This is a genomic window from Lentilactobacillus kefiri (genome assembly GCF_007989105.1).
Taxonomy (GTDB): Bacteria; Bacillota; Bacilli; order Lactobacillales; family Lactobacillaceae; genus Lentilactobacillus; species Lentilactobacillus kefiri.
Genome location: NZ_BJVK01000022.1, coordinates 21,003 through 36,280, shown reverse-complemented (window position 1 = coordinate 36,280; position 15,278 = coordinate 21,003). Strand labels below are relative to the sequence as shown.

The following is a 15,278-nucleotide window of genomic DNA, read 5'->3' as shown; positions in this document are numbered from 1 at the left end:
TAGTCAGGCAATTTACTATACAAATCATCTGAAAAAGAAACCCGACCATTTTTGAAGACAATCACATTGCCTTCGGGATTACCTTTTGGAGTATCATCCATTGTATTCCACCAATAACCAAAAGAAAGTAGCGCATTGTGATACTTTTGAGGATTTTTTCCATAATATGCAACGTTCATAAAGATCGCATCAGTTGCATCACCAGTCATCCCTTTAATAGGAGTTGTTTGCTCACTCGCATATAAATGTCCATAATACCTCATCTTATCGTTAAAGGTGACGGTTCCTTTATAATTTTTGCGAATCAATTTGGCTGTCTTAGAATTAATCACGGACACTTTAGTATAGAATCTTGACCGTTTTTGATAACGTTTCTTATACTTGTTCGCATGCTTAAGCTGATAAACTACTGAAGTTACCTTGCCAGCTCTTTTATGTACAGTCACAACTGCATTATCATGATGATCACGGTATGTTTTTGTACTGGCACTAACAGCCCCCGATGTTAAAAATAAAACAACTGCCATTGAACTTAAAATACATAAAAATAATTTTCTTAGATTTATGTTCATCATATATAATCCCCTCGTTCACTTTCTTGTTAAGTTATGAAATGTTAACGTCTTAATAATACAACTCTTGAAAAACATTTCAATCTCTTTGATAAATTAAGTTGTGAATCACAATTAACAAGTATTTTGAGCTGTAGAAGCTAAACAATGTTCTTGGTCGACTTTCAAAACCTGTCATACCTTCTCTTAAAAGTTGTCTTAGGAACTAGCTTACATCCAATTTTTACTGAGCATGCTTCATAAACGGCTTATAAATTTTAATTCCAAACAAATAATCGCAACAGCTATCGCAGTGGATGTCCCACTGACCCCATGATTAGCATGTAATAATAATTTTGGCGGTATAATAATTAGTTGAAAGTTTTAAGAACTTTCAACTAATCGTATCGAGGAGGGTCTCTGATTGTATAAACGACTTATCGTCATCATATTACCTTTCGTTATGATTGGACTCATTGGCTTAGTGCTGGTTACTGCAAACCAGACCCGCAACTCCACGCAACAAATTGATCAGCCCCGGCAGTCGAAAACTCAAAAATACCAGCCGCTTTCAATTGCGACTTTTAAAAAGAACCGCAAAATTCAATACGCTGGCATTATTTACTATGCAATTAACCACGTCAATATTCAGCGTTGGCAAGAGGTTTCAGATGTTAGTTTGGGTTGGCAGGTCGAACTTTCTCAAGCAAATAACATCGTCCGCTATTTGGTTTGGCCGGACAAAAAGATCACCAGTCAGGAAAAGCAACTGACCCCAAACTGGTTTGAAATTAACGATCAACAGGTTATTTACCATAGCTTCGAAGTTCACACCGCTCAAAAAGATGAGGATCAGCACTACCGGACAAGTGAATCTCGAATTGTTAACCAAATTAACTCGGATCACGCTGCTCAAAAAGTGAGACGGATGAGCCAAAATGTCGTGATTAAGGGGCAGCATCGCTAAGTCCCAAACTGGGATTAGTCCATAGCTGATCGTAAGCAGTAAATAAATGTACAAAAAAGAACGCCCACATTAGTAGACGTCCGATTATTTACTGCTTATTGATCATGCTTCATAAACGACTTATAAATTTTAATGCCAAAATAAACAATCGCAACAGCTATCGCAATGACAATTGCGTACGTAATAACTGAAAAGATAAAATCGCCAAGATAAAAATGACCACTCATGATAACTTCCCCCAATAAATCAGTTTCAAAATTCAAGTACGTTCTCATACTTAATTATGGCACAACGCCCCCCATTCCAAGAGCACGTCGCTTATTTCAATTCAAATTCCAGTATCTCAGGATTGTGATCTGAATTCTTGAATCCTAAACTCTTAACATGAACGCGATTGACCTGGATGTTATCCGAAAGCAGGAATCCATCAATCAATGAGGTATAAGTCTTGCCAGGATGATAAGACGTTCCGTTAGCCCTGACCGAGGGAACCTCGGCTTGAGCAAGACCCTGCTTGGCAATTCGGAATCCCTTTGGCAACTGGTCTGCCGGGAACGGATGGGTCCAATTTCTGCGCTTACTCGTCGTCTTAAACACTTCAGGACTATTCCCCAACATGTCATGATTGTAATCACCGGCGACCATCACATAATTACCGGCTTGCCGCTCAATTTTCATTTTAGAGAACAACTTTTGAATTTGCGCTTTTCGAACTTTGGCATTCTTTGTAAATGCCGACATGTGCAAATTAATCACTGCCAGCTGTTTGCCATTATTAACCGGAATATGGGTCACTGAAATTGCCCGATCCAGATCCATGAACTTATTAAAGTCAGTGTCGATCGGAAGCTGATAACGTGTGCTATCGGTTATTTTAGCTTTGGCAAGGGTCAGCAGTCCTGACTTGGCTTTTCCAATCGGCCGAGTCAACGGGTAAAACAAATATGCCGAATCATAATTCTGCGCATAGGCACTGGAATATCCAGCCATTTTACGCTGCAACCATTGAACTTCATTCACGTGAAAAGAACGGTCACCATCAGTATCCACTTCTTGGAAAAACATCAAGGTTGGATCTTCCTCAGCAACTGCGTGATGAATACCCGTCAGGTCATCGAGAACCGATTGCTTGCTGAAAGCCCGTGAGTATTTGCCGCCATCCATAAAGAACGAATAGTTGTCAGGATAAGCTGCGTATCCAATATTAAAAGTCATCGCTTTGTATGGCCGATTTGTCTGCAGTATCCTTGTATTGTGATTTTCCGGTTCCAACTTCACATTGTCCGGAGTCCGGTGGTACGTTAAGTAAACGTACGCCACATAGGCTGCAACCACCACAATTAAGCCTGAAAGAATGAATAATAGTCCTTTTACGATTTTTTTCATAGAATACCTCCACACTTATTATCATAGCAAATCACCAGCCGAACATTCTAAAAATATTTTGAAATATTGGTACCATTTACAACGGTTTAATGATAAAATTTAGGCATATTTGTTCATACTTTAGGAGGGGTTCACATGAAGAAATCGAGTTTTTGGTTTGCGCTATTATTTGCTGGGGCTTTAAGTATCGGTGTGGGAACATCATCGCAAAATGTTTCCGCCAAAACTGTCAATATCTACTTAACCCGTCATGGGCAGACGATGTTTAACGTCAACGGCCGGGGTCAAGGTTGGGCAGACAGTCCTTTAACCGACACCGGTGTTTATGTCGCTCATCAATTAGGTTATGGCTTGTATGGATTAAAGTTCAAAGCCGCCTATTCCGCTGACAATATGCGGACATTCCGAACAGCAACTTATGCTCTTCAGTCATCCGGCAACGGCAACCTCAAAGTAAACTGGACATCCAATTTACGTGAAGGTGGTTACGGTAGCTTTGAAGGGCAAAAGTACGATGACGTCAACAAAGTCACGATGCCATTACTACGACCAGCCGGCACTTACTCAGGCCCACAAGACTTCAGCAAGGCTCAACAGGCACTTGGTAAAAACTTCTGGCCAGCATTGCAGGATGCCTATCATGCCGCAGAAACGGTCGATTTTGGTAAGTACAGTGATCCTTCACTTCCCGAATCATTAAAGGCTGAGAGCTCAACTCAAGTCATCAACCGAATGAACACTGAATTGACTTCCATCGCACAAAAAGCCGAAAAGACTGGTGGAAATGTATTGGTTGTCAGCTCTGGAATGTCAATTCCAGAATGGCTTTCATCCGAAAAAAACTACACCGTTCCAGGGTTTGTGAACTGGGGCAACGAAGCCACAATGAAAGTAACCTATAAGAATGGTCAATTCTACTTCCCTTCAAACGTTACCGATAAGACAATTCTTTACACGATCGATAAAGGTGCCGAACTACAAAAGCTCCCTAAGAACACTTTGAAGGTCAACAAGTTCTATTTGAAGAAGAATAAGGTTTCCGGTAAGACTTCAACCGGTGCGTCATTGGTTCTAAAGAATACCAAGGGATCAACACTAAAGAACGCTAACGCAAACTCAAACGGAAACTTTACATTTAAGCTTAGTAAAGCCACTTTGAAAAAGTTGAAAAAGGGTATGAATCTGAAATTAACTTCAACCCCAAAGAACGCCGCCAAATCGTTGGATATGAACTCTGATCAAATCAGTCAAATCGTATTTGGTAATAAGACAGCAACCGTTAAAGTATTAAAATAACTCAACACAAGATTAAAGGACAGCCTTGATGGGCTGCCCTTTTTGTTTAAACAATAATTTTCTTCTTCAACACTGTCAGAGATGCAAACAGTAATATTGCACAACTGGCACCGATAATAATGTTGATCCACGCAATTGCGGCAATGGGCGTTGCTTCGGCAAGTGATACAATTACCATTCCGAGACTGCCAAAGATCGTTCCACCGGCACTATACAAAGCGGAAGCTGAACCATTGTCGTTTTCTTCCTGTTTCAATATCAGATAAGTTCCTGGTGGCCGAACCGCACTGCTGGCAAGGGTTGCTGGAAACTGGGTCAACGCGAATGCAATTGGACTCATTTGCCCAAATATCAATACTAAGATTCCGGCAACGATTGAGATACCAAAGGATGTATAAACTATCTTAAACCGGTCGTTATACTTCGATAGCGGAATATAAACCAACGGTCCCAGCAGCATGCCAATCGCGTTGAACGAGAAGAATAAGCTGAACATTCGGCTGCTCAAGTGAAAGGTGTCTTGAAAAATGTATGAAGAGGATGAGATGTAGGAGAGCGAGACAATCGACATCAGTGAGAATGTTATCAGTAAGGCGGAAAAACCTGGGTTTAGGAGTAACGATCCCAAGCGGCCGAAAGATTTGAGAATACTGGTGTTGCCAGTTTCCGCTTGATGGGTTTCTTTAAATATGATTGATCCGTAAATGACGGATAACCCCAAGAGTGCCTGGGCAAAGAAGATCCCCCGCCATGAAATAAAGGTTAGTAATAGGGACCCAATCACCGGCGCAATTGCTGGTGAAATTACAACCATGGACTGAACAATCGCTAACGTGGTTTCCTGTTTGCGGCCAACGAAGACATCTTTGATAACGGCAGTCGCAACAGTTGTTGCAACCCCACCACCGATGGCCTGCAGAACTCTAAAGATGATAATTTCATACGCATTGACGGCAATTCCACACAGGATACTGGCTAACATGTAGAGCGTCAATCCAATCAGTAGAATTGGCCGGCGACCATAACGATCACTCAGTGGTCCCCAAAACAAAGTGGCGATTGAGTAAAACACAAAGAACAAAATGAGCGTCAGATTCATCACAATTTCGGGAACCGCAAAAAACTTCGTCATTTCAGGAAGTGCAGGTAAATACAAATCGGTTGAGAGTGGGACAAAGGCACTCAAAAGCGCCAGAAAGATGATAAAACCTGTATTTCCCATCCGTGGTTGGACTTTACTATCTGCCATTATCGACCCCTCCTTTTCCACCTCATATTAATCGCAAACTCACCGGTAACTCGATCTGCTCGATGTTGAAACTCTTTAAATCCACGCTTTCGATAAAACGTGTACGCGTGGGCGTTCTTTTCGTAGACTGACAATGTTAGCTCTGAATGGTTCTGCTTTGCCGCATCCATCAATTGGGAACCGATGCCCTGGTCACGATGACCTTTGGCAACAAATAAGCCGGCAATGTAGTGGCCATCCATTCCCATAAATCCCTGAACATGCCCATTTTCCTCAAATATGAACAACTCTGACTTAGCAATGTCGTGTTTAACGACGTCAAAGTAATGTTTCCAATAATCTGGATCAATAAAAGAGTGGGCGTCTAAATTGCCTGCCAACCAGATGCGAGCTATTTCATTTAATCGTTCACCTGCCGCACCTTGAACATGTTCAATCATTGCTCCAACTCCCATCTGTACTTGCTATCTTTTATTGTAAAACAAAAATGGAATTCCGAGGTGGAATTCCATTTTTGGATTCAGGCTATTTAATAACTTTCACGTACTTTGGATTACCAGTAATATAACCACCGGCAACGTGATACCTGAGAGCACCATGATTTGTCACGCTGTTTGCATGTGAGAAATCATAATTCTTAACACGAATCTTCGTGCCTTTCTTGAAGTGAGCGTGCTTGTTACGCTTACTCAAGTTGACATCTTTATATCGATAAATTGGCTTCTTAACCTTAATGTACTTGGGCTGATTTTGATTGTCCATAGTTACCAGTTTCCGGTTTGCGGTAATGTATTGACCGTTTGCCAAAACAAATCTGGTTGTTAGGTTATGCTTTACAATCTTAGTAACATTCAGAACCGTTCCCTGCTTGTAATTGCGGGTCTTTGCAGTGAGGTTCTTGTACATATATGCATTGACACCACGAGGATTAATCACGGTCACAGAAGCGTGCATCGTCTGATAATAGACAGGACGAACGTATGCCCATTGAGCGGTGATATATCCGCTATTGCCATGGTTCTTGGTCAGATGGTTAACATCGCGAACCTGATAACGCAAACGACCGTTAGCAGAATGACCATAACCAGTTACAACAAACATTGGTCGGTAAACCCGTGGCTTGGAAACATATCCAGCTCGACGTTCATGCTTACTGAAGGTTGTGTTCTTATACAAATAAATCTTCTTCAAAGCATAAACAACGGTCCCCTTTTGAGCAACGTTGCCACCCTCTCCTGGGTCAGGAGTTGGTGTGGGCGTCGGTGTAGGTGTTGGCGTTGGAGTCGGATTCGGTGCGGGGTTTGGAGTTGGGTTCGGCGTTGGACTTGTAGTCTTCTTAACATAAATCTTAACTGGCGACTTAGTTGATCCCCATGTAATAGTTGGTTGAGTTTGACCTGACTTAAGTTCGCTGGTTGTTGCCAAATGATACCCTGATGGAATTGTACCAAATGTCAGAATTTTGTTGAGATTCCAAACATCATTCAGCTTTGTAGTTGAAGTAGGCTTTATGGTGAAGTTATTGTTGGGGAATGAGGTTTTCCCATCAACATCTACAAATTCGGCCGCTATATTCTTTAGCTCTGGTGTTGGATCTTTAATAGTCAGTTTTGCTGTCTGGGTATTGGTTGAACCAGCATCGTTCTCCGCATAGATCGGAATATCATATGTTTGACCATCCTTAAAACCATTATAGGAAAATGCAGTGTTTTTATTATAACCAACACCAAAGTGTAGCGTATTCTGACCATGCAACTTACTGGAGTCTGCGTTGTTATCGGTAACCGTGGCAAATTGTTTCAAAATGTCATTGTCATCTTTCAGCGTTTTACCGTTGAAAAGCATTTGTCGAGCTTCGTCTGATGTAACTATTTTATCTTGGACAGTTAGAATTGGGATAAAACCCGCAGCAATTGTACTGTTATAAAACAGATTGGCAGTATATGGATCGATCTTCACTGGATCAGTGCTGTTATCCTTAACAGTTGATGTCACTTTTGAAACATCTGTGACCTTATTAGTGGTAATCAGGAATGGAATTTTGAAAGATTTGTGGCTTTAAAAGTAACCTTGTTAGGGGTGCTATTAACAACGCTCCACTCGGATGTTGGGTGATCATTGTCACCTGTTTTATAAACCTTCATCATTGGTGTGTAAAAAGGAAGATTTGACGGATCCGTAGATAAAGTCCATGTCAGTGATTTGGGAACATCTTTCGCATCAGGTAGAGTTATCTCAGCCCAAGCAACAAAGGCATTTCTTGTATACCAGTACAAAAGTCCTTTATTAACGGAAGTATCATTGTTAAAATCGGCATAATAATTAACGTCGAAACGATTCTCACCATTTAATTTAAGTTTTTCTGTGGGAACCGGTAGCCCAGATAAGCCACCAAATATTTGCTGACTTATTTTAGTGACAACACCCCCTCCAGAGGAAGAACTGTTGTCTACGTTAAAGGATTTATCTGCTAATATGTTCGCAGTCTGATTTCCTCGCTTGTAGTCAATTGAAACATGGTAAGTAGCTTCTTTGTCTGTATTCGCAGTACTCTTTGACGGCTTAGCGTACAATGAGATTCCCGCTTGGGCAAGAGTTGAGTAATCAACATCTTTAGTTGCAGTAATAATAACTTTGGCTGGACTAGAGGAACCATCCGTGGTAACCGTAAAGAAATTATTCGATGAAATTGAATTAATCTGAAGAGAGCTCAGATTAAAACCCGGAGTTCCAGTTCCGTCTTTGTCAACATTGATGATAATTTGATCATTCTTCTGAATTCGTTCACCTTTCATTAAATCAAATGAAAAATGAATTGCTTCCTGACTAGTATATTTATAATCCTTACTAGAATTGATGCTATCAGTCATACTAAATGGACTTGATAAAGTAGCCTGATCAGCCGCAGATGCCTTATTGTTGAAAGCAAAAGCTCCCAGTATCAGAATAACAGTTCCAACAATGATCGCCAGAACCATTTTTTTAAATCTTTGATAATTACTACTATTTAGTTTATCCACGTTAAAATCCCCCCATAAATCAACACGCATTATGTCATGTTTACCTTAATTATATGATTACTATGCTATTGACGCAATTCTAATGGATTTGGAATAAACCCCTTTACTTATGATAAAACGTGCAAAATGAGGATGTCTTTTAAACTTTATGACTTTTGCAGGACTTTTCATGTACAATGTAGTTAAAATTAAGGAGGAATCATATCATGCCAACCAACAAAAACAAAGTCTATCTAGCTTCACCATTCTTCAGTGACGGTCAAAAGGACCGAATCAACCAGGTCGTCAGCTTGTTAAAGCAAAACCCAACAATCGACGCTGACGGTATTTTCATCCCTCAAGACCACCAATTCGAATCAGAACCATTCGGCAGCTTCAAATGGCAGGATGCCGTCTTTGCATCCGACATGCGCCAAGTACATAAAGCCGACGTTGTAGTTGCCATTTTGGATTATCAGCTTGAAGACGGCTTAACCGAACCCGATTCCGGTACAGTCTTTGAAATTGGCTCTGCTCATGAAGCCAACATCCCCGTTATCATGGTTCAATTTGGTGAAAACAGCCAGTTGAACTTGATGTTGTCTCGCAGTTATACCGCCTTTTTCAACGGCAAAGACGATATTCAACATATTAAAGACTATAACTTCAACGATCTGGAACAACGCTACACCGAAAAGAAAGTTCTCTAATTTAATATTGGACGCAAAAAAGCTGGGCAAAATTGCCCAGCTTTTTTTATTTTTATGAATGACTATTATTGGTTACCCCATCTTCAACCCCCACTGACAAATCAGCTTTGTCATTCGAAGGCAAAAGGTGAATCGCGTTTTTCAACAAGAATGGCGCAATCAAGGTTGATAAAATAATCACTAAAATCAAATCTGAATAGTAGGAGTCGGACAGAAGTCCTGACGAAAATCCGATTTGAGCGGTAATTAAGCCCATCTCACCTCGAGAAATCATCCCCGAGCCGATCATATAACTGCTGTTAAGATCGAACCCATTTACCAGGGCACCAATTCCACATCCGAACAACTTACTCAAGCAGGCAAGCACTGTTAAAGTCCCAACGAACAGCAACGAGTCACCGATATGGGCAAACGACATGTTGAGCCCGATACTTACAAAGAACATTGGCACAAACACGGCGTAGCCAATTGGTTCCATGTGGTTTTCGATTGTTTCCCGATACGGCGTATGAGCAACCGCGATTCCTGCGAAGAATGCGCCAACCGCTCCACTCAGGCCAACTGCATCGGCGATGTAAGCCATCCCTAGGCAGATAACCATTGAAGTAATGGTGACACTGGAGGCCATCAGCAATCGCTCGCCAATTCGCATCAGGTACGGCACAATCCATTTGACCATCAAATAAGCCATTCCAAAGAATGCAATTTGTTCAATCGAGATCAATGCCAAATTTGTCGATGAGCCACTTGTATTAACTCCCTGAGTTCCCATGACACTAATCATGATGGACAACAGGATAACGCCAATAATATCATCGGCTACGGCAGCCCCTAATATGGTTGCACCTTCCTTGGTATCCAAAGCCTTGTAGTCACGCAGCACTTCAACGGAAATTGAAACCGAAGTTGCACTGAATACCACCCCAATAAAGATGGCTTCCATAGGTGAGAACGAAAACGCCCAGCAGGCACCGCCAATCATTAAAACGGGGAAAATAACCCCAATGATGGCAACAATAATTGCCGGCCGCAAGTATTTTCGCAACAGCTTAAGGTTGCTTTCAAGACCACCAATAAACATCAGGATGATAACCCCGATTTGGGAGAATAAATCGATCATGTGATCAAGGTGAATCCAGCCCAACATCGCTGGGCCCACCAGGATTCCCACTAATATTTGACCAATAACCGACGGAATGCCAATCCGATTTGCGAAGTGCCCGGCCAAGGTTGTCAATACCAGCAAAAGACAAAGTGCACCGATAAAGGACATGCAGTGGCCTCCTTTCTAAAAACTTATGTGCTTAACTTCTATTATATGTGTTTATGATTCTATGTGAATATGTGTTGAGTGAAATCAGCTTAGTCTTTTTGGATCTCAGCTGCTCTGGAGCCGATCATTGCGCTGATAAAGTGAATTGCCAAACCAATGATTAATCCGATGGCAGCTGGAAGCAACCAGTCCATCCCAAGTGAAGCACCTGGAAGAAAATCGTCTAATTTAAGGATTGTGGTTGCGAAAGCTGACTTGGAAATAATTGTTGGCGCAGCTGCGATTGCATCAAGAATTGCTGGAATGATGGTGAAAATCGTGGTCCAGATATATACTCGACGATCGTGATTGAACAATGGTGAGGCGATTGAAAGAATAATCAACGTGATAGCCAGTGGATACAGGAACATCAGCATTGGGGTTGACCATGAAATGATGGTATCAAGACCAAAGTTGGCAATTCCAAATGACAAGCCGGTTGCGATCATCAACCATGTACGGTATGAAATTGAAGGGAATTTTTCGTGTAAAGCTTCAGAAAATGATGTTGAAAGGCCAACGGCGGTTGTCAGGCAAGTCAAAGTAGCCATCATCGCCAGGAAGATTTCACCGGTAATGCCCATGAAATGGTTGGCAATTTGATTAAAGGCAATCCCACCATCAATTGATAACTTGAAGCTGCCAAGAGTGGTTGCGCCCAACCAGATCAAGGCAATATAGATAATGGCCTCAAGTCCGATTCCAAGAGCGCCGGATTTCATGGTAGTCATTGAAATCTCTTTGGCGCTTGTAGCTCCCAGGCTCTTAATGGCTGTAACGATTGCAATTCCAAAGAGCAGACCGGCAATACAATCCATTGTGTTATAGCCTTGAAGGAAACCGTTAAGGATTGATCCATTTTGATAAGCGGCATCGGTAATCGGTGCTTTTGAAGCTGAACTAATTGGACTCATGAAAGCAAATGCGAAAATAATGGCTAATAAAGCTAAAAATGTCGGGTTCAATATTTTACCAATTGAATTAATAATCCCGGTTGGCTTACGTGAAGCCCAATAAGTAATTCCAAAGAAGATCAGTGAATAAATGAATAACCACATTGGTTGTTGTGATGCGCTCAGATGGCTGGCAAAGCCGATTTGAAATGGTGTTGTCGCTGTCCGAGGAGTTGCAAATAATGGTCCAAGAGTCGCACAAACCATTACCATGAAGAAGGTTGCGTAACGTTTGCCGATTGGTTTAGCAAGGTCATAAATCCCATTACTGTGGGTAACGGCAATCGCAATAATTGCAAGTAAGGGTAATAACGTTCCGGTTAGCAGAAAGCCGATTCCAGCGGTAATCCAATGGGAGCCGGCAAGTTGTCCCAAGTGAATTGGGAAAATCAAGTTCCCAGCGCCAAAGAACATTCCAAAAAGCATAGAAGCAATGATCAGATAATGTTTAAATGATAATTTTTTTGATGTATTTTCCATATTGTGCACTCCTTATAATTCAAATTCGATAATTGATGACTTAAATATTTAAATTGATAATTCGTGACTCGGCTAATGCCGCCTGACTTACTTTGATTTAACAATGTTCTCATTTTAAGACCTCCTTAATTGCAAACAAAAAACGTCCCTCAAGATCTTGACGATCTCAAGGGACGTTTACACGTGTTACCACCCAAATTCTCGACAGCCTCACAACTATCGACTCGCCATGTACGGCCAAATAAGCTTTGGCGATACACTGGCGCTGTAATGGGCGCTCCCAACAAACACTCGCAGACTCGCTCGCATTTGTCGCTCGAAGGTTACTTTCATCACTTAGGCTTTTGAATCGTTCTCACTTACCCGATTCTCCCTGAAAAAGTTCTAAGAGACTACTTTCCTTGTCTTAGCAAATTCTAATGTTTCTAATTGACACAAATATTAATCTATTTACGGCGCAATGTCAACTAGTTTTTATTATTTAACTAATTTTACGCTGTGCTTGGTGTAATCCAAGTGCCAACCTTTTGGTAATGCATGGTGGGCAAATTTACCAGAAAGCTTGTTGGACTTGAGAATGACAACTCCTGACTTGAGGCCTTTGACATTCTTGATAACCAACTTACCACCAAGCTTGGCAGTTCCGGAAACTGAAACTTTATCATTTGCATTCACATTCAAAGTTCCTTGTTTGCTTTGAGTGTAGTTGCCCTTCACAACCACGTTCTTGGCAGACAATGTCAATTTACCATCACTCAGCTTGAAGCTGCCGTGACCCAATGCACTGTCGTTTTCAGCTACCAAAGTACCACCTTTAACAGTTGTGCCGCCTTTGTATGAATTATTGCCAAGCAAGCTCAATGATCCGGTACCTTCCTTGGTCAAACCACCGTTACCGGAAATATTGTTCTTCCAAGTATCGACAGCGTTGAAACCACCCTTTGAGGCATCCATATTAACGGTGGTATCGTTCAAGAATTCGCCAAATCCATTAGCAGCCTTGAAGAGGTTCAAACGGCCCCATCCTTCAGTATCATCAGTCATTGGATATCCTGATGGCAATCCGGTGGTGAAGAGAACTTCACGGCGTTGAGTGTCATTCAAGTATGGTAAACGGGTCTTAAGAAGAACTTCAGCACCCTTTGGAACAACCATTGGCTTGGTAGTGTCACCGATTGGAGAGAAGCCGTAGGTCAAACGATAAGTGTAATTTTTAAGGTTGGTTTGGTAATCGCTGAATGAATCTTGAGCTGATTTATCTTCAGCATTTGCCAAATCTTTTTGAGTATCTTGATATGCTTGACTGATTAACTGCTTGTTATCAGGATCGTTCAATGTTGCGGCAGTCATTGCAGTACCGATGACACGGCCACCCATAACAGCGAGTGGTGAGTGACGGCCGGCAAGAACTCGGTCATAACCAACTTCTGAAGAACGGGTGATTAATTGTTGGTAACGTTCTGGGAATAAGTAAGCTAATGTTTCACCAATCTCAAATGCAGCAGTCGTATGACCACTTGGGAAGTCGTAGTCGGTAGCTTTAGCGGCAGCCATAACATTGACTAGATATGGGTTAACCTTAACCTGACTGCTTTGACGATATGGTCGGGTGAACTTGATGTAAGCCTTTGGGGTTCCAGTTCCGGACCATGCTGAATCTTCAGCAATGTCCACTAATTTAACAGCGGAACCAAGTGTCGAATTCTCATCAGCCCATTGCATTGAGCTGTATGGTGAATCTGCTGGAAGCGGTGCATCGGGAACGGCGTTGAAATCAGTTTGGGCGTCAGCGTCTTTGATAAATGCCGGTGCGTATTGTCCAAGACCGCTAATCAAGTTGTAACGAAGGTCTCGTCGATCAGTTAAATATGATCGGTCAATTTCTGCTTGTGAAGCACCATTGGAAATCTGAATTGATTTATCCAAGTTTTCCTGTAGCACTGCGGTATTAGTCTTAGTTCCGTCTGGTGCATCCCAATACTTCAAGAAGGTATTGTTAAATAACGCGATTGCCGGATTGGTTTCAGGTGTGTCATTGGTCTTAATGTTTTGTTTATACTGATCAACAAAGTATCCATATGATGCCGGTGCTGGATTTAATTCACTTGATATACTGGTATCCGATTTAGCGTTTGCCTTAATACCGTTACTCTGTGAACCTAAAACAGCGGCTCCGGTCAGCGTCAAAATAAAGGCACTCTTCAGAACCGTTTTCAAAATTGCATTACTATGTCTACGTCCCATGTTAATCCTCCCAAGGTGAAATTATTTCTATGATATGCTTATCAGAACAACAAGTATCAGCAAAACCACAATGGATATCTCCCAGCCCAACTTGGGAGTATGCTTGATTTCGTATAACATTGTTGACATATTCACACCATCCTTCTAGATAGTCCCTGATAACCACTTTCGATTCACCTTTAGTGTACTTGGGGCACGTAAATTACAAGCAAAGGATTTGTAAAAAGTCGGTAAATGTTTGGCACACCAAAATAAATTTTCCAAAGCAAAAAAGAGCCAGGCAAAATATCAAATTTTGTCTGACTCTTCTTCAGTTCATGAAACAATCTGCTTAAGAAATTTGTGAATCACAGTGCGACTCAGCGTCAACTTTTGCATGGACCGTTGAATGCTCTCTAAAGTATGCCTGCATCTGATCCGAGGTCAATAATTGATCACTCTGAATCAACTTGTAGGCGCCCATGAAGGTTGATGCGAACTCTTCTTTGAGCTTATCTTTAGGGAAATCATCCGGGTGCAACATCCAGTGGTAGCAGACCCACGCAAATCCACTGGTCAGAAAGATAATCGTGTAATTCAGATTCCATTCCCGATCTTTGGTTGGATCTGCCCCGAGTTTGCCTCGGTTAAAGAGTCCGCCAGTCACATTGATGGCATCGGTAATTTCCTTTTGAATCAAATTGGGAAATACCAACGTATCAATGGTCGAAACGAGCTTAATTCCCCGCCGATTTTCACTCATATAATCAACCGCATCACCGATTGATTGAATAACCGCCTTCATCGAATCGTCCTGATCTTCCCAACCATGGAATGATTGGCTCAAACCAGAAACGTAGTAATCTTCCAAATGATCAAATAGATCATAAATGTCATGGAAGTACGTGTAAAAAGTCCGACGGTTGATGTGTGCGGCTTTGGTAACTTGAGTAACGCTCACAAGCTTTAAAAATTCCCGGCCATCAGAAAGTCGGCCGCTAGCATGCGCTGTAGTCATATTTTGTTCCATCACTTGAATAAATGCGTGATAGATTGATTGCTTCATAGTAATATTTTGAAACATGTTCGTTCCCCCCAACAGAAACCCCGAACGCAATCCTTATCAGTCAATTAGTATACCTTAATGTACCC

14 protein-coding genes and 1 other annotated feature are annotated in these 15,278 nt (G+C 41.6%); of the genes, 3 read left to right on the top strand and 11 right to left on the bottom strand.

The window, feature by feature from the left end:
• On the bottom strand, positions 1-575 hold a 575-nt coding region (locus LKE01_RS08150; RefSeq protein ID WP_056981594.1), incomplete at its 3' end, for a hypothetical protein.
• Between the two features lie 400 nt (positions 576-975).
• On the opposite strand from LKE01_RS08150, the gene LKE01_RS08145 reads away from it, so the two are divergent.
• Positions 976-1,518: a hypothetical protein gene (locus LKE01_RS08145; RefSeq protein ID WP_056981597.1), complete on the top strand. Its 543-nt coding sequence runs from the start codon at positions 976-978 to the stop codon at positions 1,516-1,518.
• Between the two features lie 95 nt (positions 1,519-1,613).
• Here LKE01_RS08145 and LKE01_RS12325 read toward each other — a convergent pair whose 3' ends face one another.
• Positions 1,614-1,745 carry a hypothetical protein gene (locus tag LKE01_RS12325; protein WP_263851812.1) on the bottom strand — a complete coding sequence of 44 codons (132 nt, stop codon included), beginning with the start codon at positions 1,743-1,745 and terminating at the stop codon, positions 1,614-1,616.
• A gap of 91 nt (positions 1,746-1,836) precedes the next feature.
• A complete protein-coding gene (locus LKE01_RS08140; RefSeq protein ID WP_054769360.1) occupies positions 1,837-2,904 on the bottom strand; it encodes an exonuclease/endonuclease/phosphatase family protein in 1,068 nt (355 codons plus the stop codon).
• Positions 2,905-3,039: 135 nt separating this feature from the next.
• On the opposite strand from LKE01_RS08140, the gene LKE01_RS08135 reads away from it, so the two are divergent.
• On the top strand, positions 3,040-4,200 hold the full coding sequence (locus LKE01_RS08135) for a histidine phosphatase family protein (RefSeq protein WP_056981599.1): 1,161 nt from the start codon (positions 3,040-3,042) through the stop codon (positions 4,198-4,200).
• 46 nt (positions 4,201-4,246) lie between these two features.
• Here the strand turns inward: LKE01_RS08135 and LKE01_RS08130 are convergent, their stop codons facing one another.
• The 4 genes from LKE01_RS08130 to LKE01_RS12185 form a co-directional block, all read right to left on the bottom strand.
• Positions 4,247-5,449, bottom strand: a complete 1,203-nt coding sequence (locus tag LKE01_RS08130; protein WP_056981601.1) for an MFS transporter — start codon at positions 5,447-5,449, stop codon at positions 4,247-4,249.
• Positions 5,449-5,889, bottom strand: a complete 441-nt coding sequence (locus LKE01_RS08125; protein WP_056981603.1) for a GNAT family N-acetyltransferase — start codon at positions 5,887-5,889, stop codon at positions 5,449-5,451. Before LKE01_RS08125 ends, LKE01_RS08130 begins: the two co-directional genes overlap by 1 nt.
• Positions 5,890-5,974: 85 nt before the next feature.
• Entirely contained in the window at positions 5,975-7,444 is a 1,470-nt protein-coding gene (locus LKE01_RS12350; RefSeq protein ID WP_056981605.1) for a DUF5776 domain-containing protein, read from the bottom strand.
• Between the two features lie 32 nt (positions 7,445-7,476).
• Positions 7,477-8,469 carry a hypothetical protein gene (locus LKE01_RS12185; protein ID WP_056981607.1) on the bottom strand — a complete coding sequence of 331 codons (993 nt, stop codon included), beginning with the start codon at positions 8,467-8,469 and terminating at the stop codon, positions 7,477-7,479.
• Positions 8,470-8,675: 206 nt separating this feature from the next.
• Here LKE01_RS12185 and LKE01_RS08115 point away from each other — a divergent pair, with 206 nt between their 5' ends.
• Positions 8,676-9,158: a nucleoside 2-deoxyribosyltransferase gene (locus LKE01_RS08115; RefSeq protein ID WP_056981609.1), complete on the top strand. Its 483-nt coding sequence runs from the start codon at positions 8,676-8,678 to the stop codon at positions 9,156-9,158.
• Positions 9,159-9,210: 52 nt separating this feature from the next.
• On the opposite strand, the gene LKE01_RS08110 is transcribed toward LKE01_RS08115, so the two are convergent.
• The 4 genes from LKE01_RS08110 to LKE01_RS08095 form a co-directional block, all read right to left on the bottom strand.
• Positions 9,211-10,431, bottom strand: coding sequence for a cation:proton antiporter (locus LKE01_RS08110; protein ID WP_054769357.1), 1,221 nt, complete (start codon positions 10,429-10,431; stop codon positions 9,211-9,213).
• Between the two features lie 89 nt (positions 10,432-10,520).
• Positions 10,521-11,903 carry a branched-chain amino acid transport system II carrier protein gene (gene brnQ, locus LKE01_RS08105; RefSeq protein WP_056981611.1) on the bottom strand — a complete coding sequence of 461 codons (1,383 nt, stop codon included), beginning with the start codon at positions 11,901-11,903 and terminating at the stop codon, positions 10,521-10,523.
• Positions 11,904-12,069: 166 nt separating this feature from the next.
• Positions 12,070-12,320: a binding site (T-box leader), on the bottom strand.
• A 60-nt stretch (positions 12,321-12,380) separates the two neighbouring features.
• Complete coding sequence (locus LKE01_RS08100) at positions 12,381-14,147, bottom strand: phosphatase PAP2 family protein (protein ID WP_054769355.1); 1,767 nt, start codon at positions 14,145-14,147, stop codon at positions 12,381-12,383.
• A gap of 331 nt (positions 14,148-14,478) precedes the next feature.
• Complete coding sequence (locus LKE01_RS08095) at positions 14,479-15,210, bottom strand: TetR/AcrR family transcriptional regulator (RefSeq protein ID WP_056981613.1); 732 nt, start codon at positions 15,208-15,210, stop codon at positions 14,479-14,481.
• Positions 15,211-15,278: the final 68 nt, after the last annotated feature.